The organism is Mycolicibacterium llatzerense, assembly GCF_000878195.1.
Classification (GTDB): domain Bacteria; phylum Actinomycetota; class Actinomycetes; order Mycobacteriales; family Mycobacteriaceae; genus Mycobacterium; species Mycobacterium llatzerense.
Map to the genome: position 1 here is coordinate 241,656 of NZ_JXST01000001.1, position 26,619 is coordinate 268,274.

Consider the following 26,619-nt stretch of genomic DNA (forward strand, 5'->3'; position numbering starts at 1 on the left):
TTCTTCACGCTCGGTGGCAGGGACTAACCGCAGTCGCGCAGCAGCAGGTCCGCGGTGGTCTCCCGACGGATCAGCGGCCGCACCCGGCGCTCGCACACGGCGATGACCGGCGGCCGGGTCGTCATGGTGAAGTTCGACGCGGTGCTGTGGTGATACGCGCCGGTGCAGGCGGTCGCGAGCAGGTCGCCGGGGTGGACGTCGTCGGGCAGGTCGAGGTCGTCGGCGATGGCCATGCCGTCGCGGCCGACGATGGTGGATGGTCGCGTGGGCCCGAGGGGGTGCCGGTTGGCAAGGGCCACAGTGTAATTCGCGATCGGTGCGGAATGGGGGTGGCTGCCGTCGACGGTGATGACGGCGCGTCCGTCAGTGCGCGCCGATACCGACTGCACCCGGTGCAGCGTCACCCCGGCGCGTCCGCTGATCGCCCGGCCGGGTTCGACGACGAGCCGGGGGCGGGGGAACCGGTTCGCGGCGCAGGCGGCGTCGAGGGCGTCTTCCAGGAAATCGGCCAGTGCCGCGACATCGAGCTCGGGTTCGCCGGTCCGGTAGGCGATGGCGTGCCCGCCGCCGATGTTCAGCTCGGTGAGCACGACGCCATGGGCGGCGCGCACGTCGGCCATGGTGTCGACCAGCCGGCGCACAGCCTCGACGTAGACCTCCGGCTCGGCGATCTGCGTGCCCAGGTGGCAGTACAGCCCGGCCAGCGGAAGCTGCGGGGTGGCCAGCGCGCGGCGGACCATCGGCAGCACGTCGACACCTGGCAGGACCTGTAGCAACATCGCCTGCGGCCGGCGCGCGACACCGGCCAGATAGGCCATCTCGATGGGGGAGTCCAACACGATGCGGCCCACCCCGGCGCCCGCGGCCGTCGCCAGCTCGTCGACCGACTTGCCGCTGCCGTGGACCACGATGCGCGCCGGGTCCATGCCGCCGGCGAGGGCCGTGGCCAGCTCGGCCGTCGAACACACCGCCATACCGAGGCCGGCCTCGTGCACCCAGCCGGCGACGGTCCTGGTCAGCAGGGACTGGGCGGCGTAGACCACCTCGACACCGCGCAACGTGGCGCGGTAGTGCTGCGCGCGCGTGCGGAAGTCGGTCTCATCCAGTACGTATGCGGGCGTGCCGAACTCGTCGGCGACATCGGTGAGCGCCACCGACCCGATGCAGAGACGTCCCAAGGCGTCGACCTGGGTGGTCAGCGGCCAGATGGTGGTGTCGATGCGCGGACGCATGGCGCCCCGCAGAGACGGCAGGATGTCGAGCAGTGTCATGGCTCCAGCCTGCGCCCGGAAATGCCGGGTGAGCGCCCCGTTGACGATCCTTTGACGGGACCGCGCCCAATATTGACGAAGTCCTGCGAACTACAATCGGGGGCATCATGACCTCCCCGGGGCAGCAATCGATCCAAACCCCGTTGGCGGGGCTCGTTCAACTCGCACTCACCGATCCTGGCCTGCAGGAACTGACGCGGCAGGCCGCCGAGGGCATCGCCGAGCAGGCTTTGGTCGGCCCGGTCAGCGCCCGGCTCCCGGTCGCGGCGGCGCTGGCTGCCGCCGGCCCGGTGCTGGTCGTCACGGCCACCGGTCGCGAGGCCGACGATCTCACCGCCGAGCTGCGGGCCGTCCACGGCGATGCCGTGGCGCTGTTCCCGTCGTGGGAGACCTTGCCGCACGAGCGGCTCTCACCCGGTGTCGATACCGTCGGCGCCCGGCTGACCGTCTTGCGGCGGCTCGCGCGGCCGGACGACACCCGACTCGGTCCGCCGCTGCGGGTGGTGGTCACCACGGCCCGGTCGCTGCTGCAGCCGCTGGCCGGCGGGGTGACCGACGCCGAACCGGTGACATTGACCGTCGGCGGCGAAGCCGACTTCGACGACACCGTGACACGGCTCGTCGAGCTGGCCTACAACCGGGTCGACATGGTCGGCAAGCGCGGCGAATTCGCCGTCCGCGGAGGCATTCTCGACATTTTCACCCCGACCGCCGAGCACCCCGTGCGCATCGAGTTCTGGGGCGACGAGGTCACCGAGATGCGGATGTTCTCGGTGGCCGACCAGCGGTCCATCCCCGAGATCGCCGTCGAGACGATGATCGCGGTGCCCTGCCGCGAACTGCTGTTGACGCCCGACGTCCGCGAACGCGCCGCCGAGATCGGGGCGAGCCTGCCCAGTAGCGACAACCAGGTCACCGGCAGCATCGCGGACATGATGGCGAAGCTCGCCGAGGGCATTCCGGTCGACGGTATGGAAGCGCTGCTTCCGGTGCTGCGTCCCGGCGACCTGGCGTTGCTCACCGACCGGCTGCCGGCCGGTGCGCCGCTGCTGATCTGCGACCCGGAGAAGGTGCGGACCCGCGCGGCCGATCTGATCAAGACCGGTCGCGAGTTCCTGGAGGCCTCGTGGTCGGTGGCCGCCGTGGGCGGCGACGCACCGATTGACGTTGAGCAGCTTGGTGGTTCGGGATTCCGGGACTTCGTGGAGATCCGGGAAGCCGCGGCCGCCGGTGGTCACCCTTGGTGGACACTGAGCCAGCTGGCCAACGAAACGGCGGTCGAGGTCGACATCCGGCCGGCGCCGTCGGCCCGCGGCCAGCAGAGCCTCGAAGAGATCTTCGCGATGTTGCGGGCGCACATCGCCACCGGCGGGCTTGCGGCGGTGGTCACCCCGGGTGCCGGTACCGCGCACCGCGTGGTCGAGCAGCTCAGTGAATCCGATGTCGCCGCAACGATGTTGGAGCCCGGCGCGGTGCCGAAGGCCGGCGTTGTCGGGGTGCTCAAGGGTCCGCTGCACGACGGTCTGGTGTTGCCCGGCGTCAACCTCGTCGTCATCACCGAGACCGACCTCACGGGTAACCGGGCCGCGGCCACCGAGGGTAAAAGGCTTGCCGCCAAACGGCGTAACGTCGTCGACCCGCTGGCGTTGACGGCCGGCGACCTGGTGGTGCACGACCAGCACGGCATCGGCAAGTTCATCGAGATGACCGAGCGGGTGGTCGGTGGCGCCCGGCGCGAGTACCTGGTGCTCGAGTACGGATCGTCGAAACGTGGCGGCGGGTCCGACCGGCTGTACGTGCCGATGGACTCGCTGGACCAGTTGTCGCGCTACGTCGGCGGTACGGAGCCCACGCTGAGCCGGCTCGGCGGCAGCGACTGGACCAATACGAAGACCAAGGCGCGCAAGGCGGTTCGTGAGATCGCCGGCGAGCTGGTGTCGCTGTACGCCAAGCGGCAGTCCGCGCCGGGCCATGCGTTCGCCCCGGACACCCCGTGGCAGAACGAGATGGAGGACGCGTTCGGGTTCACCGAGACCATGGACCAGCTGACCGCCATCACCGAGGTCAAGGCCGACATGGAGAAGCCGGTCCCCATGGACCGCGTCATCTGCGGCGACGTCGGCTACGGCAAGACCGAGATCGCGGTCCGCGCGGCGTTCAAGGCGGTGCAGGACGGCAAGCAGGTCGCGGTGCTGGTGCCGACGACGCTGCTGGCCGACCAGCACCTGCAGACCTTCGCCGCCCGCATGGCCGGGTTCCCGGTGACGGTGAAGGGACTGTCCCGGTTCACCGATCCGGCCGAATCCCGTTTGGTGATCGAGGGTTTGAAGGACGGCTCGGTCGACGTGGTGATCGGCACCCACCGGCTGCTGGCGACCGGCGTCACCTGGAAAGACCTCGGTCTGGTGATCGTCGACGAGGAGCAGCGGTTCGGCGTCGAGCACAAGGAGCACATCAAGTCGATGCGCACCCACGTCGACGTGCTGACCATGAGCGCCACCCCGATTCCGCGCACCCTGGAGATGAGCCTGGCCGGCATCCGGGAGATGTCCACCATCCTGACGCCGCCGGAGGAACGCTTCCCGGTGCTGACTTATGTTGGGCCGCATGACGATAAGCAGGTCGCCGCGGCGCTGCGGCGCGAGTTGCTGCGCGACGGGCAGGCGTTCTACATCCACAACCGGGTGAAATCGATCGACAGCGCCGCCGCCCGGGTGCGCCAGCTGGTGCCCGAGGCGCGCGTCGTGGTGGCACACGGGCAGATGCCCGAGGAGCTGCTGGAAAAGACCGTCGAGGGCTTCTGGAACCGCGATTACGACATCCTGGTGTGCACCACGATCGTCGAGACGGGCCTTGACATTTCGAACGCCAACACGCTGATCGTCGAGCGGGCCGACACCTTCGGCCTGTCGCAGCTGCACCAGCTGCGTGGCCGGGTGGGCCGTAGCCGCGAGCGTGGCTACGCGTATTTCCTGTACCCGCCCGAGGTACCGCTCACCGAGACCGCACACGACCGGCTGGCCACCATCGCGCAGAACAACGATCTGGGCGCCGGTATGGCGGTCGCGATGAAAGACCTCGAGATTCGCGGTGCGGGCAACGTGCTCGGTGTCGAGCAGTCGGGGCACGTCGCGGGCGTCGGCTTCGATCTTTACGTCCGGCTGGTCGGGGAGGCCGTCGAGGCCTACCGCGCTGCCGTGGACGGGAAAACCATTGCGGCCGTTGAGGAAGTGAAAGAGGTGCGGGTCGATCTGCCGATCGACGCGCACCTGCCGCCGGACTACATCGGCAGCGACCGGCTGCGACTGGAGGCCTACCGCCGGTTGGCCGCAGCGTCCGATCACGCGCGGGTGGCGTCGGTGGTCGAGGAGCTGGTGGACCGCTACGGGCCACTGCCCGAACCCGCGCAGCGGCTCGTCGCCGTGGCCCGGCTGCGGCTGCTGTGCCGCGAGTACGGCGTCACCGAGGTGACCGCGATCTCCGACTCGACCATCCGGTTGACGCCCCTGACGCTCATGGACTCCGGGCAGCTGCGGCTCAAGCGGATGTATCCGGGTGCGACGTACCGGGCGACGACGTCGACGGTGCAGATTCCGATTCCGCGGGCCGGTGCCGGCGTGGGCGCACCACGCATCCGCGACCTGGAACTGGCCCGGGCAGTGGCCGGACTGCTGCTGGAGCTCGACGGCAAAGCGCCCGGTGAAGTAGACATAACCGACCTGGGAGGTAGCGCATGACAGTGGTCCTGGTCGATCCGCGCCGCCCGTCGCTGATGCCGATCGACGCGCTGGTCCTGCTCACCGGCGACGTGCAGTACACCGAGGAACTGCCGGTCAAGGTGCCGTGGTCCTTGCCGTCTGGCCGGCCGGCGTACGGCGATTCCGACAATCCGGCGCCGGTGCTGCTGTCCTCCGATCCGGAGCATCCCCAGGTGCGGGCCCGGCTCGCTGCGGGCGAGAAGCTCATCGCGGCAGACGGTTCGCAGCCCGGAGAGCGGCTCATCGACGCCGTCACGATGATGGACAAGCTGCGCAGCAACGGCCCGTGGGAGAGCGAGCAGACGCACGACTCGCTGCGTCGCTACCTGCTGGAAGAGACGTACGAGCTGTTCGACGCGGTCCGGGGTGGCAACGCCGACGACGTCCGCGAGGAACTCGGAGATGTGTTGCTGCAGGTGCTGTTTCACGCGCGCATCGCCGAGGACGCGCCGCTGCACCCGTTCGGCATCGACGACGTGGCCGACACGCTGATCCGCAAACTGGGCAACCGGGTGCCGGCAGTGCTTGCCGGACAAGAGATTTCGCTGGAAGACCAGATCGCCCAGTGGGAAGAGCGCAAGGCGCTGGAGAAGGCCGCGCGGACATCGTGCATGGACGAGGTGCCGACGGCGCTGCCGGCACTGGCCCTGGCGCAGAAGCTGATCGAACGGACCGGCACAGCCGGGTTGCCCGCCGATCTGCTTCCGGCCGGACTGACCTCGGTGACCCTGGCACCCGACGTCGACGCCGAAAGCGCCTTGCGCACAGTGGCTCTGGAATTCATCGACACCGTGCGGGCGACCGAGCGCCGCATCGTCGCCGCCCGCCGCGGCGACGAAGTGGCGGTGGAATTGGATGCCGCACCGCTGGGTGCGGTGTCAGCAGACGAGTGGCGGGAGCACTGGCCGGCTCAGGACGTCTGAGTCGCGGCCTCGTCGATGAGGTCGGCCACGGCGGTCGCTTGGGAGGCGAGCGACGCGTGGCTGGCGTCCAGTTCGATGATCTTGCGGGGGTTCATCCGTTGCGCCATGCGGCGTTCGTTGTCCGGGTGGATCATCCGGTCCTGGGTCGACACCTGGTACCAACTCGGCTTGGACCGCCAGGCCGGTGCCGTGACGGTGTCGCCGAAAGTCGATGCCAGCGGCGCCTTTTGGGTGACGGCCATGACGAGTGCGTCGTCAGCGGACAGGTCCTGGCAGAAGCTCTCATGGAACTTGTCCTGGAGGACCCAGAGGTAGCCGTCGGAGTCGGGTGCGAGGTTGGCGGCCGCAGCGGGCGGCATCTCCTGGGTGATCCCTCCCGGGCTCTCGCCGGCATCGGGCGCGAAGGCCGCGATGTAGACCAGGGCGGTCACGTTGGGCAGGTCACCGGCTTCGGTGATGACGGCACCGCCGTACGAGTGCCCGACCAGGACGACGGGGCCGTCGACCTGACTGACCATCTTGCGAGTGCGCTCGGCGTCGTCGGCCAGCGAGGTGAGCGGATTCTCCACCGCGTGCAGCGACGAGTAGCCGCGGCGGTTCAGCTCGACGATGACGTTGGCCCAGTGGGCCGCACCGCCCCAGAATCCGTGGACCAGGACGACTGTTGGTTTTTCGGTCATGCGGTGACAGTATTTGGACGATGAGGCAAGTTCAATGACTGATACGGCGTCAAACTTTGCCGATTCACCGGTTTCTGGATCGGATGCGTTCTCCGAAATCCTCGATGCCGTCCGTCTGCGCGGCCAGGACGTCGTCCGCTATGCGCCCCGATCCGTGCCGTTCAACATCGCGATGCCGGGGCAACGTCTCCTGCACATCGTCGAGCACGGCGACGTCCGATTGCGGGTGAGCGGCGACGGTCCACCGGTCATCCTGTGCGACGGCGACCTCGTACTGCTGGCCCGGGGTGACCGGCACCAGCTGCAGGCGGGGCCCAACGTGCCGGTCCGCCAACTGGCCGACACCGACCGCTACGTCGACGGAGATGAACTCCCGCAACAGGATTCGCCACGCTGGGTGACCGGGACGTTCGCGCTCGACGAGGCTGTCGCCGATCCGGTGTTGTCGGTGCTACCCCCGGCGATCGTGGTGCCCGGGCGCGGCGTGGACCGTGAGTGGCTGGAGGTCAGCCTGCGGCTGCTGGTGGCAGAGGTCGCGGCGCCGCGGCCCGGCTCGGCGGTGATGATCTCGCGCATCCTGGACCTGCTGTTCATCCACACCCTGCGCGCATGGTCGCGGGACGCCTCGGCGCCGTCGGGCTGGCTCACCGCTGCGTTGGATCCGGTACTGGGCCAAGTGCTTTCGGCTGTTCATCAGGATCTGGCCAGGCCGTGGTCGGTCGCCGAACTCGCGCAGATGGCGAACCTGTCGCGGACTGCCTTCGCCGAACGGTTCACCCGGCTGCTGGGGCGGCCGCCCGCCGCATACCTGATCGACCGCCGGCTGGACCGGGCCGCCCAGCTGTTGCGAACGGACACGGCGTCGGTGGCCGCGGTCGCCGCGGCGGTGGGCTACACCTCCGAGGCCGGTTTCAGCCGGGCGTTCAGCCGACGCTTCGGCGCCCCGCCGCTGCGCTGGCGGAACACCACTGGCCGAGCCGGTTGACGTCGCGCCGCTGCGTTCGCGAATGTGCAGCCAGCGCGCCCAATCCGCCGGATCTGCGATCTGTGCGTGCGCCAGCGAGGTTGGGCCGCCTTCGTCACTCCCGTTGCCCCTCAGCGACATTGGTCGTTGCGCCCGCCTCTGTGCGACAACCGGTCGCCGAAGCTCCTCGAGCCTGACCGCACGGCGATTTTTGATGCGGATCTCCGCCGTCAGGTCAGGTTCGCGCAATGTGGCGCGCCGCAGCCCTCGAACGCAACTGCATGGCGGTTTTCGGCCCGGTTTCCCGCCGCCCAGTTGCATTCGAGGGCGGCTGGGGGAGTGCCGGGCATAGCGCGGTGGCTGAGCGGCTACGAACGTGCAGATAGACCGCCCGAGCCACCAGATCCACGCTCTGTGCGCACGCCCGCGAGCCCCGGAACTTGGGATCGGTAGCCGAACGGCCCCGGTGTGATTGCTCCAACGACGCCGACCGACGAGCGTCCAAAGAGAGGAAACACCGTGAAGATCGTGCCCGCCGTCATCGAACAGCACGTCAACCGCTTCGATCGCCAGCAGAGCCTGATCATCGCGATCAGCACTGGCCTGCTGGCCTTCTGGTCGGGCTACCGCGTGGCGTGGTCGCTCTACCTGACCCTCGCCTACGACTTCCTGTTCGGCTCGCTGGTCTTCCAGATCGCGCTATGGGGTGTCATCGGTGGCGCTGCGGCGGTCGCGTCGCTCGCGTTCTACAACCGCTACCGCACCGCCGACCAGCCCGACGCTCAGCCGAGCAGCGTCGAGCCCCAGTAGTCCGACGAACCATCACGCACACCTGGCGGGCAGGCGAAGATGCCGCTGCCGGTGTGCGTGATGTATTCGTTCAGGGCATCGTTGTCGGACAACGACCTCTGCATCGGGATGAACGACTCGGCCGGGTTGCGGACGAACGCGATGAAGAACAGCCCCGCGTCCAGGTGGCCGAAACCGTCTGAGCCGTCGGTGAAGTTGTAGCCGCGGCGCAGAATCTTCGCCCCTTTGTTGGCTTCCGGCGAGGCCAGCCGCACGTGGGAGTCGAGGTCGACCAGCGGCGCGCCGTCGGCGCCCTTGCTCTCGAAGTCCAGCGGGGTGAACTCGTCGGTGTACCCGTTGGGTGCGCCGTTGCCCTTCTGCCGCCCGATGACCCGCTCCTGCTCCGCCAGCACGGTGCGGTCCCAGGATTCGATGAGCATCCGGATGCGGCGGCTGATCAGGTAGGAGCCGCCCGTCATCCAGGCCGGTCCGTCACCATTGGCGATCCAGACGTGCTGGTCGATGGCGGACGTGTCCTCGGCCTTGAGGTTGTTCGTTCCGTCCTTGAACCCGAACAGGTTTCGCGGGGTGGACTGGGTGAGGGTGGTCGACGAGGTGCGGCCGAACCCGAGCTGCGAGTACCGCACGGCAACCGTGCCGAAGCCCACCCGAGCCAGGTTGCGGATGGCGTGCACCGCGACCTGCGGGTCGTTGGCGCAGGCCTGCACGACGATGTCGCCGCCGCAGCGCTTCGGGTCGAGCTTCTCGTTGCGGAACTTGGGCAGGTCGACCAGGTGCGCCGGGCGCTGGGCGTCGATGCCGAACCGGTCCTTGCCGTCCTTGCGGAAGAAGCTGGGGCCGAAGCCGATGGTCACGGTCAACGCGGAGGGCGAAAGGCCAAGGGCCTCACCGGTATCGGCCGGCGGTGCGTACGGATTGAGCCCGATGGCCCCGTGCGCGACAGCCTCTTCGCCGAGCGTCATGCGCTCGGCCATCTCGGTCCACTTCTTCAGCATCGCCACCACGTCGGCCTTCTTGTCCGTCGTGACGTCGAAGGTGGCGAAGTGCATGCGGTCCTGCGCGGCGGTGACGATGCCCGCCTGATGGGCGCCGCGGAACGGGACCGGGTTGCGCAGGCTGTTGTCGACCACGGCCGCGGACGAGCGGGCGGCCAGCGCACCGGTGGCGGCGGCGCCGACCACAGCGGCCGTCACTCCGGCTGCGCCGAACAGTTTGCGTCGGCTGAGGCCACCCTGCTCGGTCACGGCCGGTTCAGCGGTGCCCGGCTGGGGCTCACTGCTTTGCGATGACACCCTGCACCTCGCTGACCTCCTTGCTCAGGGCATCGACGGCGCGCGAAAGTTCTTGCCGCTCAGGCTCGGTCACCTTGTCGTAGGAGATGAAGCCGTCGCCCTGGCGCCACTTGTTCAGCAGCTTCTGGACGTTCTCGAAGGCCGCGTCGACGTCCTTGCCCAGCTGCGGGTTGCGCTCGTCGAGGATCGGGTCCACCGAGCCGACCGCGGTCCGCGAGCCCTCGATGTTGGCCTGGATGTCCCAGAGGTCGGTGTGGCTGAAGATGTCTTCTTCGCCGGTGATCTTGTTCTTGGCGATCTCGTCCAGCAGCTCCTGCGCGCCACCGGCGATCTTGGTGGAGTCGATGGTCCACTTGGGATCCTTGACGCCGGCTTCGAGCTCCTTGACGTCGGCGACCAGCTGGTCGGCCAGCGCGTTGGCGTCAGGCTGCAGTCCGGTGACCCACAGCTGCTTCTCCAGGACGTGGAAGCCGGTCCACTTGTCGCCTGGCTTGACGTCGGCTTCGCGCAGGTCGATCCGCGGGTCCAGGTCGTCCGGGAACGACTCGGCGACCGGCTCGATGCGCTCGTAGAAGGTACGGGCCTTCGGGTACTGCGCCTTCGCGGCGGCGACGTCACCCTTCTTCACCGCGGCGGCGAACGCCTCGGTGGCGGGCACCAGGGCGGTGGTCTGGTCGATGACGTACTTCTTGTAGAACTCCGCGGCGTCCTTGAACTTGCCGGAGTCATCGATCTTGACGGTGTCGCCGGTGACGGTGAAGTCACCGCGGATGCCGTCGCCGACCATGCCGGGCTTGCACGCCGTCTTGTAGGTGCCGGCTTCGGGCAGCTGCACGATCAGCTTGCGCTGCAGGCCGGGGGAGACGTTCTCGATCTCGCCCATCACCTTGTCGCCGGGGCCGTAGACGTAGAACTCGGTGACCTTGGTGCCGTTGTTGGTGACGACAAAGGTGCTCGGGCCCGTCTTGGCCGACGTCGCCGACAGCTTGCAGGCGTCGTCGGTGGCGGTCACGGTGATCTCGCCGGAGGCGGACTTGTTCTCGTCCGACTTGGAGGTACACGCGGAGACCGCGGTCAGACCGGCGAGCAGCGCGGCGGAGGCGGCCAGGCCGGTCTTGACGTTCAGGGCGGCGAGATTCACGAAGCGGACCTTTCGAGGGTGGCAGCAGGGGTGGGTTTGGCTGCGACAGGTCGCAGGAACAGCGACAGGACGATCACCAGGTAGGCCAGCCAGCAGACGAACTGCAGGACAGATGGGGTGGGGCTGAAATTGAAGATGCCCTGGATCGCCTGGCCGTACCACGACGACCAGTTGAAGACGCCCGTCAGATCGAAGGCCCTGGCGCTCAGGCCGGGCAGCCAGCCGACGGTCTGCAATGCGTGGATCGCGTAGGACAGGATGCCGGCGGCGACGACGACCAGGAAGGCGCCGGTGTACTTGAAGAACTTCGCCAGGTTGATCCGCACCGCACCGGCGTACATGCCGTAGGCGAAGGCGACGGCGATGAGCAGGCCGATCAGCAGTCCGGCCAGCGGCCATGCGGTCGCGGCGTTGGCGTAGCCGACCATGAACAGCGCCGTCTCGACGCCCTCGCGGCCGACGGCCAGGAAGGCCAGGGTGGCGACGGCCCAGCCGCCGGTCTCCAAAGCGCGGGTCATGTCGCCGCGCAGGTCACCGGAGATGGTGGCGGCGGCTTTCCGCATCCACAGCACCATGGTGGTGACGATGATGACCGCCACTAACGAGGCGACGCCGGCGATGGCCTCGGCCGCCAGTCCGGAGATGGTGTTCTCGCTGAGCTGGATGGTGAGGAAAACGCCGATGGTCATCGCGATGGCGCCGGCGACTCCGAGCCAGACCCACTTCAGGGCGTCGCGGCGGTCGGACTTCACGAGGAACGCGATGAGGATGGTGACGACGATCGCAGTTTCGAGGCCTTCACGGAGCCCGATCAGCAAGCTGCCAAACAGCTGCGAGGAAACGCCGGGGCCCGCAGCGACCAGCGATGTCGAGACCGCGAAAGTGGTGGTCATCCGCAATCCTTAGATAGACTAAACCGCAACACAGGGTTGGCTTGCCAAAGCAAGGCAAGCCAACCTTATCAGCGGATCGGCTACCTGGTTGCTGCGTACCGGAAAGCTTGCGCTCCGAGGTTCACTCAGCGCGGCATGCGACGATGACAGGGCGACGAATCCGTCGAGAATCTCAGTGCATGGGGGAGTACCGGTGTTGCGAGCGCGTTGGCTGCGGGCGAGCGCTGTCGTCGCCGCGACGGCGCTCCTGATGGCCTCGAGCTGCTCGTTTCAGCCCGGCTACCTGCGTGGAGTGCCGCCGCCGGCGGGGCCTGCCGTGCCGCCGATCAATACCCATGTGAAGGGCCGGGGCGCCGACCAGTTGCGCGACTGGGCTGAGCACCTGGCACCGCCGCTGGGCATTCCGGTCATGGCGCTGGAGGCCTATGGGTACGCCGCACGCGTCGCCGAGGTCGAGAACCCCAAGTGCCACATCGCGTGGACGACGCTGGCGGGCATCGGCATGGTCGAGAGCCACCACGGCACCTACCGCGGCGCGACCATCGCCCCGAACGGCGACGTGACGCCCCCGATCCGCGGCGTGCCACTCGACGGAACCATGAACAACCTGCGGATTCCGGACTCCGACTCCGGCAGCATGGACAGTGACGACGCCGTCGACCGCGCCATGGGACCCATGCAGTTCATCCCGGACACCTGGCGGTTGTACGGCGTCGACGCCAACAACACCGGCTTCGCCAGCCCCGACAACATCGACGACGCGGCGCTGTCGGCGGCGGGTTACCTCTGCTACCGCGGTAAGGATCTGTCCAGCCCGCGCGGCTGGATGGACGCGCTGCACGCGTACAACATGTCCGACGACTACGCCCGCGCTGTGCGGGACTGGGCGACGGCATATGCGAACGGGCACCAAAGATAGGTAGCCAAGATCGCTACCCGTAGCTGCCGCACTTCCGGTCCTGGCACCGTTTAGGCTGATGGGCGTTCGCACGAGTCCGTGACGCCAAAGGGAGACCCAAGTGCCAATCATCGAACAGGTCGGAGCCCGCGAGATTCTCGACTCTCGGGGAAATCCGACGGTCGAGGTCGAGATCGCACTGACCGATGGAACGTTCGCCCGTGCGGCCGTGCCGTCGGGTGCGTCGACCGGTGAGCACGAGGCTGTCGAACTGCGTGACGGCGGCCCCCGCTACCTCGGCAAGGGTGTCGAGAAGGCCGTCGAGGCCGTGCTCGACGAGATCGCTCCCGCCGTCATCGGCCAGGCTGCCGACGACCAGCGCATCATCGACCAGGCGCTGCTGGACCTGGACGGCACTCCGGACAAGTCGCGCCTCGGCGCCAACGCCATCCTCGGCGTCTCCCTGGCCGTGGCGAAGGCCGCTGCCGACTCTGCCGGCCTGCCGCTGTTCCGCTACATCGGCGGCCCGAACGCCCACATTCTGCCGGTGCCGATGATGAACATCCTCAACGGTGGCGCCCACGCCGACACCGGCGTCGACGTCCAGGAGTTCATGGTCGCTCCGATCGGTGCCCCGACCTTCAAGGAATCGCTGCGCTGGGGCGCCGAGGTCTACCACTCGCTCAAGTCCGTGCTGAAGAAGCAGGGCCTGTCGACGGGCCTCGGTGACGAGGGCGGTTTCGCGCCCGACGTCGCCGGTACGTACGCCGCGCTCGAACTCATCAGCACCGCCATCGACGCCACCGGCCTGAAGCTGGGCAGCGACGTGGCCCTGGCCCTCGACGTCGCGGCCACCGAGTTCTACACGGACGGAACGGGTTACGCCTTCGAGAAGCAGACCCGCACCGCCGAGCAGATGGCCGAGTTCTACGCCTCGCTGCTCGACTCGTTCCCGCTGGTGTCCATCGAAGACCCGCTGTCCGAGGACGACTGGGAGGGCTGGGTGGCGCTGACCACCGCGATCGGTGACCGCGTCCAGCTCGTCGGCGACGACCTGTTCGTCACCAACCCGGAGCGCCTGGAAGAGGGCATCGAAAAGGGCGCCGCCAACGCGCTGCTGGTGAAGGTGAACCAGATCGGCACGCTCACCGAGACTTTGGACGCTGTCGCCCTGGCGCACGCCAACGGCTACAAGTCGATGATGAGCCACCGCAGTGGCGAGACCGAGGACACCACCATCGCCGACCTGGCTGTCGCGTGCGGCTGTGGCCAGATCAAGACCGGTGCCCCGGCGCGCAGCGAGCGCGTCGCCAAGTACAACCAGCTGCTGCGCATCGAGGAGACCCTGGGCGACGCCGGGCGGTACGCCGGCGACCTGGCGTTCCCGCGTTTTGCGGTGGAAGCCAAGTAGTTTCGCGGGTCTGACCTACCGACATGGCCGATCCCAAACGGCGTTCCCCTGCCTCTCGCCCCGCCAAACCCGGCGAGGCGAAGCGGGGGCGCGCCGGGAGCGGCACGTCGGCCGCCAAGGCGGGTAACCGGCCCAAGGCCGAGCCCCGGCGGGTCCCGGAAAATCTGCCCGTCCCCGTCACCGAGCCCATCCGGCAGGCCTACACGGAGTCGGTCGAGCACCATGCCGAGCAGCGGCTGGGGTCCGCGGCGCGCCGGGCGGCGATTCTCGCCGTCGTGGTGTGCGTCCTGACCCTGACCATCGCCGGACCGGTGCGCACCTTCTTCGCGCAGCGCACCGAGATGCAGCAGTTGGCCACGGCAGAGTCCCAATTACGTTCGCAGATCAGCAATTTGGAGCAGCAAAAGGTGAAGTTGGCCGACCCGGTGTACATCGCCGCGCAGGCCCGTGAGCGGTTGGGCTTCGTGATGCCGGGCGATATCCCGTATCAGGTGCAACTGCCTCCCGGTGCCGTCGCGACGCCCGTCGCGCCCGCGCCGTCGCCCACCGCGAAGAGTAACCAGCCCTGGTACACCGCGTTGTGGCACACCATTGCCGATCAACCGCACGGCCTGACGCCGACGCCGGCGGTCGTTCCGCCCGGCCCCGATGGCGCCGTGCCCTCGACTGACCAGCCCGCACCTCAGGCGCCGCCCGGTGGTTGACACTGCTGATCTGGAAGCCGTTGCGGCCCAACTGGGGCGGGAACCGCGTGGGGTTCTGGAGATCGCCTACCGCTGTCCCAACGGCGAACCCGGCGTGGTCAAGACCGCACCGCGGTTGCCCGACGGAACCCCTTTTCCCACTCTGTATTACCTGACCCATCCGGCGCTGACGGCCGCGGCCAGCCGGCTGGAGTCGTCCGGGCTGATGCGGGACATGACCGAACGTCTGCAGGCATCCGAAGAGTTGGGCGCAGCGTATCTGCGGGCGCACGAGTCGTTCCTGGCCGAGCGGGACGCCATCGAGTCGCTGGGGACGACGTTCTCCGGCGGCGGGATGCCGGACCGGGTGAAGTGCCTGCACGTGGTGATGGCGCATTCGTTGGCAAAAGGCCCGGGCGTCAACCCCTTTGGCGATGAGGCGCTGGCGTTGTTGGCGGTCGAGCCGGCGATGGCCGGGATTCTGGATCCGAAGGTATGGGTGTGAGTTCGCGCGTTGCGGCGGTCGATTGCGGTACCAACTCGATCCGTCTGCTCATCGCTGACGTTTCTGGTGGTCGGCTGACGGACGTCCATCGCGAGATGCGGATCGTCACCCTCGGTGAAGGTGTCGACGCCACAGGCGAATTCGCGCCTGCCGCGCTGGCCCGGACCGAAGCCGCGCTGGCCGACTACGTCGACGTGATGCTGGCGCACGATGTGTCCAAGGTGCGGATGGTCGCGACCTCCGCGGCCCGGGACGCCGGCAACCGCGATGAGTTCTTCGCGATGACGGCCCGGCTGCTGGGCCGGGTGATGCCGGGCGCGGTGGCCGAGGTGATCACCGGGACCGAGGAAGCGGCGTTGTCGTTCCGCGGTGCCGTCGGCGAATTGGACCCGGCGACAGGACCTTTCGTGGTCGTCGACCTGGGCGGCGGTTCGACCGAGGTGGTGCTCGGCGGGTCCGGTGCCGAGGTCGCGGATGTCGTGGCCAGTTTCTCGGCCAACATCGGCTGCGTGCGGCTCACCGAGCGATGCCTGCTGTCGGACCCGCCCACCGCCGACGAGGTGGCGGCGGCGCGTGCCGTGGTGCGCGAGAAGTTGGCTGAGGCTTTGGACGTCGTGCCCGTCGAAGGTGCCCGCACCTGGGTCGGCGTGGCCGGCACATTCACCACGGTGGCCGCGCTGGCCCTGGGGCTACCGGAGTATGACTCCGAGGTAATTCACCTGTCCCGCATCGGAATTCCCGATGTGGTCAAGGTGTGCGACGACCTGATCGCGATGCCGCGGGCGCAACGCGCCGAGCTCGGCCCCATGCATCCGGGCCGGGTGCCGGTGATCGGCGGCGGGTCCATCGTCGTCGAGGAATTGGCCCGCGAATTCGGTCAGCGGGCGGGGATCGCGGAATTGGTGGTCAGCGAGCACGACATCCTGGACGGCATCGCGCTGTCTGTCTGACGCCGAGCGTGGGGGTTTCCGCGGAAATTCGATGAAAATCCCTCGTCAACCCCCACGGTCGACGGTCGAGATTTCTAGTTAGACCTTGCAGTTCGGGCGGTTGTGGCAGTGGTGTCCGTCGCGGCATGCGTTGCACTGACAGCCACAGGTCGACACGTTCTTGGTGGAAACCTTCATTACTGTTCACCCCTGATTGTCTCGGCTTATCGAGATATGACTACTTCACCATAGTTCGATCAGGGTGCCGCGTGAAGGTCGCGGAGGAGACTGGTCGATGTCCGGGTGCTACGGCGAGTGTGACGGCCAGCGCGGTGACGCGCGCGAAAAATCAACGCTAAGCGCCACGTTCGGCGTAGGAGCCTGGGCAACGTCATAACAGACCGACGGCCGGAACCAGTCCTCGTGAGACTGACTTCCGGCCGTCGGCAGGGGGGTGATTCAGTTGGCTGTGTCGTCCGAGGTCTGGACGATGGGCGCGGCCGGAGCGGCGGGGGCACCCAGCTGGCGGGCGACGAAGTCCGCGGCCTGGTTGGCCATGCCGTTGAACTTGTAGGCGCTGTGGGCGGAGCGGTCCATGCCGCCACCGCAGATCGGGTCGCCGGGGGCGCACAGCTGGATGGTCTTGCCGGCGTAGGCGCCGCCGATGTTGATGGCGGGGGCGCTGCGGTCGGCGACGCTCAGCACGAACGGGCTCGGGGTGCCGAACAGGACCACTGCGGCGACGTGCGAGGCGACAGACGCGGGCATCGGGCCGCTGATGCCGGCGGGCAGGACGAACCCGGCGGGCACGCTGCTCATGGTGCTGTAGCCGGCGACGGCCGCGCCCTGCGAGTAGCCGCCGATGACGATCTTGGTGGCGGGGCACGAGGCGGCGATGGACTCGATGCGGTTGGTGGCGTCGGCGACGCCCTCGGCGGCCTGGCCGAAGTCCAGGGAGGCGGGGTAGTTCACGCCGTAGGCGTCGATGTTGCGGCCGGGCATCCGGGCGTTCAGTGCGTCGACGAAGGCTTGGCCGGTGGCTCCGACGCCGGGGCCTTCGAAGGTGCCGCGGGCGAAGACGACCTCGACGTTCGCACAGGAGTCGTCGGCGGCGCTGGCGGTGGCGACCGGGCCGGCGATGGCGCCGACGGCGATCGTGAAGGCGGCCACGGCGGTCAGTGCCACCTTGTTGGCCACGTTACGAATGGCGCTCATGTTGTTTCCCCGTCCTTGAAGTTCTAGTTGCCTGGTATAAGCCGAACGGGGGTGCTGCGATTCCGCCTGCCCGGTGTGACGTACCGCATATCTAGGGTGGCTAACCATTAGGGATGATCTGCGGGCTCTGATGCGTTGGGTTCGTACCGCGCAAATCAGGGTGCCGTCGTTCGCGTCACGGGGAGCGCGTGTGGTCGGCCAACTGACGGATAAAAATTAGTCGAACTGCACGCGCCGGGCTGTGAGGATGAAGCCGTGATCGACGACTGGCGCAGCATCAATCTGGCGAACTGGGAGGCGCGGGTGCCGTTGCACACCGCGCTCGATGGCTACGATCTGGCCGCCTTCGACGACCCCGAATACCTCTCGGCCGTCGTGCGTTACGACTTGCCGCGGCTCGGGCAGCTGGACGGCCGCGACGTGGTGCACCTGCAGTGCCACATCGGTACCGACACGGTATCGCTGGCCAGGCTCGGTGCCCGCTCGGTAACGGGTCTGGACTTTTCGCCGGCCGCCCTGGACGCGGGCCGGGACCTGGCTCGTCGGGCCAACGCCGACGTGCGCTTCGTCGAGTCCGACGTGGACGGTGCGGTCGGGGCGCTCGGCGCGAGATGCTGCGACGTGGTCTACACCGGCATCGGCGCCCTCTGCTGGTTGCCCGACATCCGTCGGTGGGCGGCTGTCGTTGCCGAGCTGCTGCGGCCAGGGGGACGGCTGTTCATGCGCGAGGGGCACCCCGTGCTGTGGGCGATCTGCGACCCGCGGCCGGACGGTCTGCTGGTGCTGGAGTATCCCTACTTCGAGGATGGCGGAACGGTTTTCGTCGAACACGAGAGCTACGCCGGCTCGGGTGTCGTCACCGCGCCCGAGTCGGTCAGCTTCAACCATGGTCTCGGGGAGATCTTCACCGCGCTCACCGAGGCCGGGCTGACCGTCACCGGACTGGAAGAACATCGCGAGGTGCCATGGAATCCGTTGGGGGAGGCGATGATCCCCAGCAGCGACTTCGAGGAGGAATACGTCCTCGCCGGCGGGCGTGACCGGATGCCGATGACCTACACCCTGCAAGCGGTGAAAGGCTGACGCTACTCCTGGAAGCGGTACCCCATCCCGGCCTCGGTCAGCAGATGCTTGGGGTGTGACGGGTCGACCTCGAGCTTGCGGCGCAGCTGCGCCAGGTACACGCGCAGGTAGTGGGTCTCCTTGGCGTACGCCGGACCCCACACCTCTTTGAGCAGTTCCTCGCGGCCCACCAGCTTGCCGCGGTTGCGCACCAGCATCTCCAACATGCCCCATTCGGTGGGGGTCAGGTGCACCTCGTTGCCGCTGCGGGTCACTCGCTTGGCCGCGAGATCGACGGTGAATGACGATGTTTCGACGACGGGCTCGTCGGTCTCGGACGCCGCCGCGCCGCGCCGCACGGCGGCCCGCAGCCGGGCCAGGAACTCGTCCATGCCGAACGGTTTGGTGACGTAGTCGTCGGCCCCGGCGTCGAGGGCCTCGACCTTGTCCATCGAGTCGGTGCGCGCCGACAGCACGATCACCGGAGCGGTGAGCCAGCCGCGCAGCCCGGCCAGTACGTCGATGCCGGACATGTCGGGCAGGCCGAGGTCCAGGATCACCACGTCCGGTTTGTGTTCGGCGGCCGCCTTCAATGCCTCGGCGCCCGTGGCCGCGACGGTGACGTCGTACCCGCGCACCGACAGGTTGATCCGCAACGCACGCAGAATCTGTGGTTCGTCGTCGATGACCAGAACCCGTGTCACACCCGATCCTTTCCCGCGGCTGCCAGGTCCACCACGACGGTCAGCCCGCCGCCGGGGGTGTCAGTGGCAGAGATGGTGCCGCCCATTGCTTCGACAAAACCGCGCGCGACCGAAAGGCCAAGTCCCACGCCGGTGCTGTTGTCATGGTCGCCGAGGCGCTGGAACGGCGCGAACAGCTGCTCCTCGGCGCCGCGGGGGATGCCTGGCCCCTCGTCGACGATGGTGATCAGCACCCGGTCGCCGACCTGTCCGGCATTCACCCGCACCACGCTGCCCGCGGAGTAGCGCAGCGCATTGTCGATGAGGTTGACCAGCACCCGCTCCAGCAGGCCCGCGTCGGCCAGTGCGACGGCGTCGCCGGCTTCGACCTTGATCCGTTCGAGCCCACGGTGCCCGTAACCGGTTGCGCCTCGGCTGATTCCGAGCAGCGCCCGCTGCACGACCTCTTCCATGTACACGCGCCGCAGCTCCGGTTTCACCACCCCGGCGGCCAGCCGCGAGGAGTCCAGCAGGTTGCCCACCAATGCGGTCAGCTGGTCGACGGATTCCTCGACGGTGGCCAGCAGTTCGGCGGTGTCCTCGGGGGAGAAGCCGACGTCCTCACTGCGCAGGCTCGACACCGCCGCCTTGGCCGCGGCCAGCGGGGTGCGCAGGTCGTGGCTGACGGCGCTGAGCAGGGAGCGGCGCAGTTCGTCGGCCTTGGCGATGGCTTCGGCGCGGCCGGCTTCCTCGGCCAAGGCACGTTGCCGCACCAGCCCCGCCGCCTGCCGGGCGACGGCGCCGAGCACCCGACGATCGCGCGCCTCGGTCTTGCGGCCGGCCATCAGCAGCCAGTATTCGTCGTCGCTGACTTCGATGGCGGTGTCAGCGGAATCGACTGTCACACAGGGTTCTTTGCCGACACAGGCGACGATGCCGTCCTCCTCGTGCAGCAGGCTGACGGCCCGTTGCGCGTAGGTCTCGCGGACGCGTTCCAGCAGCGTGGTCAGGTCGGCGCCGCGCAGCACGCTGCCGGCGAACAGCGCCAATAGCTCAGCTTCCTGCGAGGCGTGCCGGGCTTCCCTGGACCGTTTGGCGGCACCGTCGACCAGCGCGGCGACAGCGACCGCGACGGCCAGCAGCACCACGACGGTCAGCGCGCTGTCCGGATCCGCGATGGTGAAGCTGTAGCGCGGGGCGACGAAGAAGTAGTTGAGCAGCAGCCCGGACAGGACTGCCGACAGGGCGGCCGGCGCGACGCCGCCGAGCAACGCGACGATCAGGACGCCGATGAAGAACACCGCGCTCTCGCCGCCGATGTGCAGGAACGGATCCAGCAGGGAGGTGATGGCGGTGATGATGCCGGGCACGACGATAGCGGCCAGCCAGGACGCCAGGTGCCGCTGCCCGCGGGTCGCCGTCGACCAGGACCAGCCGGGCTGGGACTGCTCATGGGTGACCATGTGCACGTCGATCTTGCCGGAGTTCTGGACGGTCTTGGCGCCGATGCCCTCGTCGAAGAGCCGGGCCCAGCGTGACCGTCGCGATGTGCCCAACACCAACTGGGTGGCGTTCATCTCGCGGGCGAAATCCAGTAGGGCACTGGGGACGTCACCGTCACTGCCGCCGACGACGGTGTGCAGGGTGGCGCCGAGGCTGGTCGTCAGCTCGCGCACCTTGCCCATCTGCGGGGCGGAGACGCCCGTCAGTCCGTCGCCGCGGACGACGTGCACCACCATCAGCTCGGCGCTGGATTTGGAGGCGATGCGGGACGCCCGCCGGACCAGGGTCTCTGATTCCGGGCCGCCGGTGACCGCCACGACGACGCGCTCGCGGGCCTCCCAGGTATCCGAAATATTGTGTTCGGCCCGGTATTTCGCGAGTGCGGCGTCGACCTGGTCGGCCAGCCACAGCAGTGCCAGTTCGCGCAGGGCGGTGAGGTTGCCCTGCCGGAAGTAGTTGGACAGCGCCGCATCGACGCGTTCGGGTGCGTACACGTTGCCGTGGGACAGCCTGCGGCGCAACGCTTCCGGGGTGATGTCGACCAGTTCGATCTGGGCGGCGCTGCGCACCACGGAGTCCGGCACCGTCTCCTGCTGCTCGATACCGGTGATCTGGGCGACGACGTCGTTGAGGCTCTCGAGGTGCTGGACGTTGACCGTGGAGATGACGGTGATGCCGGCGGCGAGCAGCTCCTCGACGTCCTGCCAGCGCTTGGCGTTCTTGCTGCCGGGCGTATTGCTGTGCGCCAGTTCATCGACCAGCACCACCTCGGGGTGGCGGGCCAGCACCGCCGGGACATCCAGCTCGGCGAACGTCCCGCCGCGGTAGTCGTTGAACCGCGGCGGGATCCGTTCGATGCCCTCCATTGCCTCGGCGGTCTTCTTGCGGCCGTGCGTCTCGACCACGGCCGCGACCACGTCGGTGCCGCGCTCGAGCCGGCGGCGCGCCTCGCCGAGCATCGAGAAGGTCTTGCCCACGCCAGGGGCAGCACCCAGGTAGATGCGTAACTCGCCCCGTTTGTCCGGCACTTCCATATGTCCCATTGTCCAGTAGGTCAGCTGGTTGCCGGACGAAGTCCGGCAGATGACCCGAGCGGGTATCGCTTGTCCAACGCGAGATTCAGCTGCAGGACGTTGACCCGCGGCTCACCCATGAAACCCAGGGCGCGGCCACTGGTGTTGTCCTGCACCAGAGCCCGGACCTGGTCGGCCGAGATGTGTCGGACCTTGGCGACCCGGCCCACCTGCAGGTCGGCGTAGTCGACCGAGATGTCAGGGTCCAGGCCACTGCCGCTGGCCGTGACGGCGTCGGCCGGAACCTGCGGGTCGGCGGGTGCTGAACCGCGGATCGCGACGATCTGCCCGGCGGTGTAATCCTCGCCGTACTTGGCGCATTCGACGCGCACACCCTCATAGGTCGTGGCGAACGGCGTCTTGGTCGTGTCGCACGGCTGGTTCACACTGACCACCTTGGTGGGATGAGTGACGTTGCCCGTGGCATCGCGCGGCCCGATCACCGACAGCACCGCGCCCACGCCGTCCGAGGTGCAGAACGGACGTGCCCCGGCGCTGTGGTCCAGGCCCTCGGTGTCCGCGACGCCGTAGCTCCGCGTGCACACCTGGGTCAGCAAGCTCGGCTTGAACCCGGCGTCACTGGCCGACTTGCCTGCCTTGATCTCGGCCGGGTCACCGGGCGTGTCGACAATGTTCTCGGGTCCGAGGTTGCTCGCGCCGCTGGACATCGGGTCGTACCCGGTGCCGGCGGCCGACGGCCGGCCCTGGAAATACTGCGGCAGCACATTGCCTTTGGCGTCGGTGAACAGCTGGCCGATGAGGGAGCTGCCGACGACCTTGCCGCCCGCGGTGACGAGCGAGCCCTCGGCCTTGTCCTTGAGCCCGGGGAGCTGGGCGATGGCCCAGACGAGCACCGGGTAGGCCAGACCGGTGATGACGGTCAGGACCAGCAGCGCGCGCAGGGCGGCAGCGTGTACGCGAATCAGGTTGCCAATATTCATGATTAAGACATCCCCGGGATGAACTGGATGAGCAGGTCGATGAGTTTGATGCCGATGAACGGGGCGATGATGCCGCCGAGGCCATAGACATACAGGTTGCGGCTCAAGAGCTTTGACGCACTGCTGGGGGTGTATCGGACACCGCGCAGCGACAGCGGGATCAACGCGATGATCACCAGGGCGTTGAAGATCACCGCGGACAGGATCGCCGACTGCGGGCTGTGCAGCCGCATGACGTTCAGCAGATCCAGGCCGGGGAACAGGGCCACGAACATCGCCGGGATGATCGCGAAGTACTTCGCGATGTCGTTGGCGATGGAGAAGGTGGTCAACGCGCCGCGGGTGATCAGCAACTGCTTGCCGATCTCCACGATCTCGATGAGCTTGGTCGGGTCGGAGTCGAGGTCGACCATGTTGCCGGCCTCTTTGGCCGCCGAGGTGCCGGTGTTCATCGCGACGCCGACGTCGGCCTGGGCCAGCGCGGGGGCGTCGTTGGTGCCGTCACCGGTCATCGCGACCAGCTTGCCGCCGGCCTGTTCCTTCTTGATCAGTGCCAGCTTGTCCTCGGGCGTGGCTTCGGCCAGGAAGTCGTCGACCCCGGCCTCGTCGGCAATCGCCTTGGCGGTCAACGGGTTGTCGCCGGTGATCATGACGGTGCGGATGCCCATCTTGCGCATCTCGTCGAACCGCTCCCGCATGCCTTGCTTGACGACGTCCTTGAGGTGGATGACGCCGAGCACTTCGGCCTTGCCCTGCTGAATGCGGCCGACCACCAGCGGGGTGCCGCCCGCCGCGGAGATGCCGTCGACGATCTCGCCCAGTTCGAATGGCACGGTGCCGCCGTGGCCCCTAATCCAGTCGGCGACGGAGTTGGCTGCGCCCTTGCGCAGCTGCTGGCCGTCGTGCAGATCGACGCCCGACATGCGGGTCAGCGCGGTGAACTCGATCCAGGTGGCGTCGGTCAACTCGCCCGGGGTGCGGGCGCGCAGACCGTAGGTTTCCTTGGCGTACACCACGATTGACCGACCCTCAGGGGTCTCGTCGGCGAGGCTGGACAGCTGCGCCGCATCGGCGAGCTGCTCAGCGGTGACACCGGGCACCGGGAGGAAGCCCGATGCCTGGCGGTTGCCGAGGGTGATGGTGCCCGTCTTGTCGAGCAGCAGGGTGTTGACGTCGCCGGCGGCTTCGACGGCGCGGCCGGACATGGCCAGCACATTGCGCTGCACCAGCCGGTCCATGCCGGCAATGCCGATGGCGGACAGCAGTGCACCAATTGTGGTGGGGATCAAACAGACCAGCAGCGAGACCATCACGATGCCGGTGACGCCGAAGGCATCGAGCGCCTCGGTGTCGGGCACGCCCGGGTTGTTGGCCTTCGAGTAGATGGCCAGCGGCTGCAGGGTCGCGACGGCGAACACGAAGATGATCGTCAACGCGGCCAGCAGGATGTTGAGCGCGATCTCGTTGGGGGTCTTCTGCCGGTTTGCGCCCTCGACGAGCGCGATCATGCGGTCGACGAAGCTCTCGCCCGGCTTCTGGGTGATCTGCACGACGATCCGGTCGGACAGCACCGTGGTGCCGCCGGTGACGGCGCTGCGATCGCCACCGGATTCCCGGATGACGGGGGCTGATTCGCCGGTGATGGCCGACTCGTCAACGGAGGCAATGCCTTCCACCACGTCGCCGTCGCCGGGGATGACCTGCCCGGCCTCGACGACGACGATGTCGCCCTGCTGCAGTAGCGGAGCGGCGATCTCCTCTTCGGTTCCGGCGCTGCCCGGCGCCCAGCCGACCAGCTTGCGGGCCATGGTGTCGGACTGGGTCTTGCGCAGGCTCGCGGCCTGCGCTTTGCCGCGGCCTTCGGCAACGGCTTCGGCCAGGTTCGCGAAAACGACTGTCAGCCAGAGCCAGAACACGATCAGCCAGGCGAACCAGCTGGGCTCCAACGCGGCCAGGACTGTCGACCAGACGGCGCCGATCTCGACGATCAACATCACGGGGTTGCGCCACAGGGTGCGCGGGTCCAGCTTGCGCAGGGCGTCCGGCAGCGACTTCCACAGCATCTTGGGGTCGAGCAGGCCGCCTTGCACGCGGCCCTTGCTCTTGGCGCCGTGGGCCTGTGCGGGGTGGTCGGGGTCAGCGATCCCGACGGTTGCGGTGTTGGTGGACATCTAGTGGATTCCTTCAGCAAGGGGGCCGAGCGCGAGGGCCGGCAGGAAGGTGAGGGCGACCAGGATCAGCGTCACGCCGGCGACCATGCCGACGAACTGCGGACGGTGCGTCGGCAGCGTGCCGATCGACGGGGGAGTGCTGCCCTGCTTGGCCAGCGAGCCGGCCAGTGCCAGCACCAGGATCATCGGCAGGAAGCGGCCGATCAGCATGGCCAGGCCCAAAGCCGTGTTGTACCAAACGGTATTGACCGAGAGGCCTGCGAACGCCGAGCCGTTGTTGTTGGCCGCGGAGGTGAAGGCGTACAGCACCTCGGACAGGCCGTGCGGGCCCGCGTTGAGCATCGCTGCGCGTTCACCCGGCAGGGCCATGGCGAAAGCGGTGCCGGTCAACACGATCAGCGGGGTCACCAGGAAATAGCTTGCCGCCAGCTTGATCTCACGCGGAGTGATCTTCTTGCCCAGGTACTCGGGCGTGCGCCCCACCATGAGGCCCGCCACGAACACCGTGATCACCGCGAGGATCAGCATGCCGTACAGGCCGGACCCGGTACCGCCCGGTGCGACCTCACCGAGCTGCATGTTGAACATCGTCATCATGCCGCCGAGGGAGGTGTACGAGTCGTGGAACGAATCCACGGCGCCGGTGGAGGTCAGTGTGGTGGCGGTGGCGAAGACTGCCGAATTGGCCACGCCGAAGCGCTGTTCCACGCCTTCCATCGCCGACCCGATTGCGGTGGGGACGGTGCCATGGTGCTGTCCCTGGAACAGCATCATGAGGCTGCAGCTGATGAGGGCGAGCGTGGCCATCACCGCGACGATCGCGTAGCCCTGCTTGCGGCTGTCCACCATGCGGCCGAAGGTCCGTGGCAGGGAGAACGAGATCACCAGCAGCAGAAAGATTTCCAGCCAGTTGGTCCAGGCGGTCGCGTTCTCGAACGGGTGCGCCGAGTTCGCGTTGAAGAAACCGCCACCGTTGGTACCCAGTTCCTTGATGACTTCCTGGCTGGCCACCGGGCCGCCGGTGATGGTCTGCTGGGCGCCGGCCAGGGTGTTGGCGATCTGGTCGTGCAGGTGGAAGTTCTGGATCACGCCACCGGCGATCAGGATCACCGCGGCAATCACCGCGAGCGGCAACAGGATTCGGATGGTGCCGCGCACCAGGTCGACCCAGAAGTTGCCCAGTTCGGTGGCGTGCCGACGGGCGAACCCGCGGACCAGTGCGACGGCCACTGCCATGCCGACGGCGGCCGAGACGAAGTTCTGCACCGACAGGCCGGCCATCTGGACCAGGTGGCCCTGGGTGGTCTCACCCGAGTAGGCCTGCCAGTTGGTGTTGGTGACGAAGCTGACGGCGGTGTTCCACGCGAGGTCGGCCGTCATCGGGGTGGCCGGGTTGTTCAGGTGCAGCGGCAGCAGGCCCTGCACCAATTGGAAGGCGAACAGGAACAGCAGGGAGATGGCGGAGAAGGCCAGCGCGCTGCGGGCGTAGGCGCCCCAGTTCTGTTCGGCATGGGGATCGGCGCCGATCGCCTTGTAGATGAGACGTTCTGCGCGCGAGTGCTTTTCCGACGTGTACACGCGGAACATGTAGTCGCCCAACGGCACATGGACCGCCGCGAGCGCGACGATGAGTGAGAGCAGGAACGTGATGCCTGCGGCGGTGGGGCTCACTAGAACCGCTCCGGAAAGAGCAGTGCGGCGACGAGGAACAGTGCGATCACCAGACACAGCACCAGGCCGATGGCGTTGGCGTAGTTCACAGGCGTTCCACCGCCTTCTGGATCAGGCCGAGCACCGCGAACAATGCGATGGT

General features: G+C 68.0%; 22 protein-coding genes. 10 read left to right on the forward strand and 12 right to left on the reverse strand.

The window, feature by feature from the left end; genetic code table 11:
* Positions 1–23 precede the first annotated feature (23 nt).
* Positions 24–1,271 carry a diaminopimelate decarboxylase family protein gene (locus TL10_RS01205; RefSeq protein WP_043984071.1) on the reverse strand — a complete coding sequence of 416 codons (1,248 nt, stop codon included), beginning with the start codon at positions 1,269–1,271 and terminating at the stop codon, positions 24–26.
* 107 nt (positions 1,272–1,378) lie between these two features.
* Between TL10_RS01205 and mfd the strand changes: the two genes are divergently transcribed.
* Positions 1,379–5,008 carry a transcription-repair coupling factor gene (gene mfd / locus TL10_RS01210; RefSeq protein ID WP_043984072.1) on the forward strand — a complete coding sequence of 1,210 codons (3,630 nt, stop codon included), beginning with the start codon at positions 1,379–1,381 and terminating at the stop codon, positions 5,006–5,008.
* Positions 5,005–5,952 carry a nucleoside triphosphate pyrophosphohydrolase gene (locus TL10_RS01215; protein WP_043398959.1) on the forward strand — a complete coding sequence of 316 codons (948 nt, stop codon included), beginning with the start codon at positions 5,005–5,007 and terminating at the stop codon, positions 5,950–5,952. Before mfd ends, TL10_RS01215 begins: the two co-directional genes overlap by 4 nt.
* Here the strand turns inward: TL10_RS01215 and TL10_RS01220 are convergent.
* A complete protein-coding gene (locus TL10_RS01220; protein WP_043984073.1) occupies positions 5,940–6,632 on the reverse strand; it encodes an alpha/beta hydrolase in 693 nt (230 codons plus the stop codon). The genes TL10_RS01215 and TL10_RS01220 overlap by 13 nt on opposite strands.
* 34 nt (positions 6,633–6,666) lie before the next feature.
* On the opposite strand from TL10_RS01220, the gene TL10_RS32020 reads away from it, so the two are divergent.
* On the forward strand, positions 6,667–7,617 hold the full coding sequence (locus TL10_RS32020; protein ID WP_043984075.1) for an AraC family transcriptional regulator: 951 nt from the start codon (positions 6,667–6,669) through the stop codon (positions 7,615–7,617).
* A 498-nt stretch (positions 7,618–8,115) separates the two neighbouring features.
* Positions 8,116–8,406, forward strand: coding sequence for a hypothetical protein (locus TL10_RS01230; RefSeq protein ID WP_043398968.1), 291 nt, complete (start codon positions 8,116–8,118; stop codon positions 8,404–8,406).
* On the opposite strand, the gene efeB is transcribed toward TL10_RS01230, so the two are convergent.
* Genes efeB through efeU form a run of 3 tightly spaced genes read right to left on the reverse strand, consistent with a single transcriptional unit; the run spans position 8,379 to position 11,732 of the window.
* Positions 8,379–9,698, reverse strand: coding sequence for an iron uptake transporter deferrochelatase/peroxidase subunit (gene efeB / locus TL10_RS01235; protein WP_043984076.1), 1,320 nt, complete (start codon positions 9,696–9,698; stop codon positions 8,379–8,381). The two genes, TL10_RS01230 and efeB, sit on opposite strands and share 28 nt — an antisense overlap.
* On the reverse strand, positions 9,679–10,839 hold the full coding sequence (gene efeO / locus TL10_RS01240) for an iron uptake system protein EfeO (protein WP_081936785.1): 1,161 nt from the start codon (positions 10,837–10,839) through the stop codon (positions 9,679–9,681). Before efeO ends, efeB begins: the two co-directional genes overlap by 20 nt.
* On the reverse strand, positions 10,836–11,732 hold the full coding sequence (efeU, locus tag TL10_RS01245) for an iron uptake transporter permease EfeU (RefSeq protein ID WP_043398972.1): 897 nt from the start codon (positions 11,730–11,732) through the stop codon (positions 10,836–10,838). The genes efeO and efeU overlap by 4 nt, the downstream gene beginning before the upstream one ends.
* Positions 11,733–11,982: 250 nt before the next feature.
* Between efeU and TL10_RS01250 the strand changes: the two genes are divergently transcribed.
* The 5 genes from TL10_RS01250 (at position 11,983) to TL10_RS01270 (ending at position 16,179) form a co-directional block, all read left to right on the forward strand.
* Complete coding sequence (locus TL10_RS01250; protein ID WP_276554809.1) at positions 11,983–12,651, forward strand: lytic transglycosylase domain-containing protein; 669 nt, start codon at positions 11,983–11,985, stop codon at positions 12,649–12,651.
* 100 nt (positions 12,652–12,751) lie between these two features.
* A complete protein-coding gene (gene eno / locus TL10_RS01255) occupies positions 12,752–14,041 on the forward strand; it encodes a phosphopyruvate hydratase (RefSeq protein ID WP_043398978.1) in 1,290 nt (429 codons plus the stop codon).
* Between the two features lie 23 nt (positions 14,042–14,064).
* Complete coding sequence (locus tag TL10_RS01260) at positions 14,065–14,745, forward strand: FtsB family cell division protein (RefSeq protein ID WP_043984078.1); 681 nt, start codon at positions 14,065–14,067, stop codon at positions 14,743–14,745.
* Positions 14,738–15,229, forward strand: coding sequence for a DUF501 domain-containing protein (locus TL10_RS01265; RefSeq protein ID WP_043398984.1), 492 nt, complete (start codon positions 14,738–14,740; stop codon positions 15,227–15,229). The genes TL10_RS01260 and TL10_RS01265 overlap by 8 nt, the downstream gene beginning before the upstream one ends.
* Positions 15,220–16,179, forward strand: coding sequence for a Ppx/GppA phosphatase family protein (locus TL10_RS01270; protein ID WP_043984080.1), 960 nt, complete (start codon positions 15,220–15,222; stop codon positions 16,177–16,179). The genes TL10_RS01265 and TL10_RS01270 overlap by 10 nt, the downstream gene beginning before the upstream one ends.
* A 438-nt stretch (positions 16,180–16,617) precedes the next feature.
* Here the strand turns inward: TL10_RS01270 and TL10_RS01275 are convergent, their stop codons facing one another.
* Positions 16,618–17,373: a cutinase family protein gene (locus TL10_RS01275; RefSeq protein WP_043984083.1), complete on the reverse strand. Its 756-nt coding sequence runs from the start codon at positions 17,371–17,373 to the stop codon at positions 16,618–16,620.
* Between the two features lie 255 nt (positions 17,374–17,628).
* Between TL10_RS01275 and TL10_RS01280 the strand changes: the two genes are divergently transcribed.
* Positions 17,629–18,456, forward strand: coding sequence for a class I SAM-dependent methyltransferase (locus TL10_RS01280; RefSeq protein ID WP_043984085.1), 828 nt, complete (start codon positions 17,629–17,631; stop codon positions 18,454–18,456).
* Positions 18,457–18,458: 2 nt separating this feature from the next.
* Here the strand turns inward: TL10_RS01280 and TL10_RS01285 are convergent, their stop codons facing one another.
* Genes TL10_RS01285 through TL10_RS30475 form a run of 6 tightly spaced genes read right to left on the reverse strand, consistent with a single transcriptional unit; the run spans position 18,459 to position 26,566 of the window.
* Positions 18,459–19,139 carry a response regulator gene (locus TL10_RS01285; protein WP_043398993.1) on the reverse strand — a complete coding sequence of 227 codons (681 nt, stop codon included), beginning with the start codon at positions 19,137–19,139 and terminating at the stop codon, positions 18,459–18,461.
* Positions 19,136–21,664, reverse strand: coding sequence for a DUF4118 domain-containing protein (locus tag TL10_RS01290; RefSeq protein ID WP_043984087.1), 2,529 nt, complete (start codon positions 21,662–21,664; stop codon positions 19,136–19,138). The genes TL10_RS01285 and TL10_RS01290 overlap by 4 nt, the downstream gene beginning before the upstream one ends.
* Positions 21,665–21,675: 11 nt before the next feature.
* On the reverse strand, positions 21,676–22,635 hold the full coding sequence (locus TL10_RS01295) for a potassium-transporting ATPase subunit C (protein ID WP_043984089.1): 960 nt from the start codon (positions 22,633–22,635) through the stop codon (positions 21,676–21,678).
* Between the two features lie 2 nt (positions 22,636–22,637).
* Entirely contained in the window at positions 22,638–24,806 is a 2,169-nt protein-coding gene (gene kdpB, locus TL10_RS01300) for a potassium-transporting ATPase subunit KdpB (protein ID WP_260932565.1), read from the reverse strand.
* The gene (kdpA, locus tag TL10_RS01305) at positions 24,807–26,477 is read right to left on the reverse strand and encodes a potassium-transporting ATPase subunit KdpA (protein WP_043399007.1); all 1,671 of its coding nucleotides are present in this window, start codon (positions 26,475–26,477) and stop codon (positions 24,807–24,809) included. It abuts the gene before it with no gap.
* Positions 26,477–26,566 carry a K+-transporting ATPase subunit F gene (locus TL10_RS30475; RefSeq protein WP_020099126.1) on the reverse strand — a complete coding sequence of 30 codons (90 nt, stop codon included), beginning with the start codon at positions 26,564–26,566 and terminating at the stop codon, positions 26,477–26,479. Before TL10_RS30475 ends, kdpA begins: the two co-directional genes overlap by 1 nt.
* Positions 26,567–26,619 lie beyond the last annotated feature (53 nt).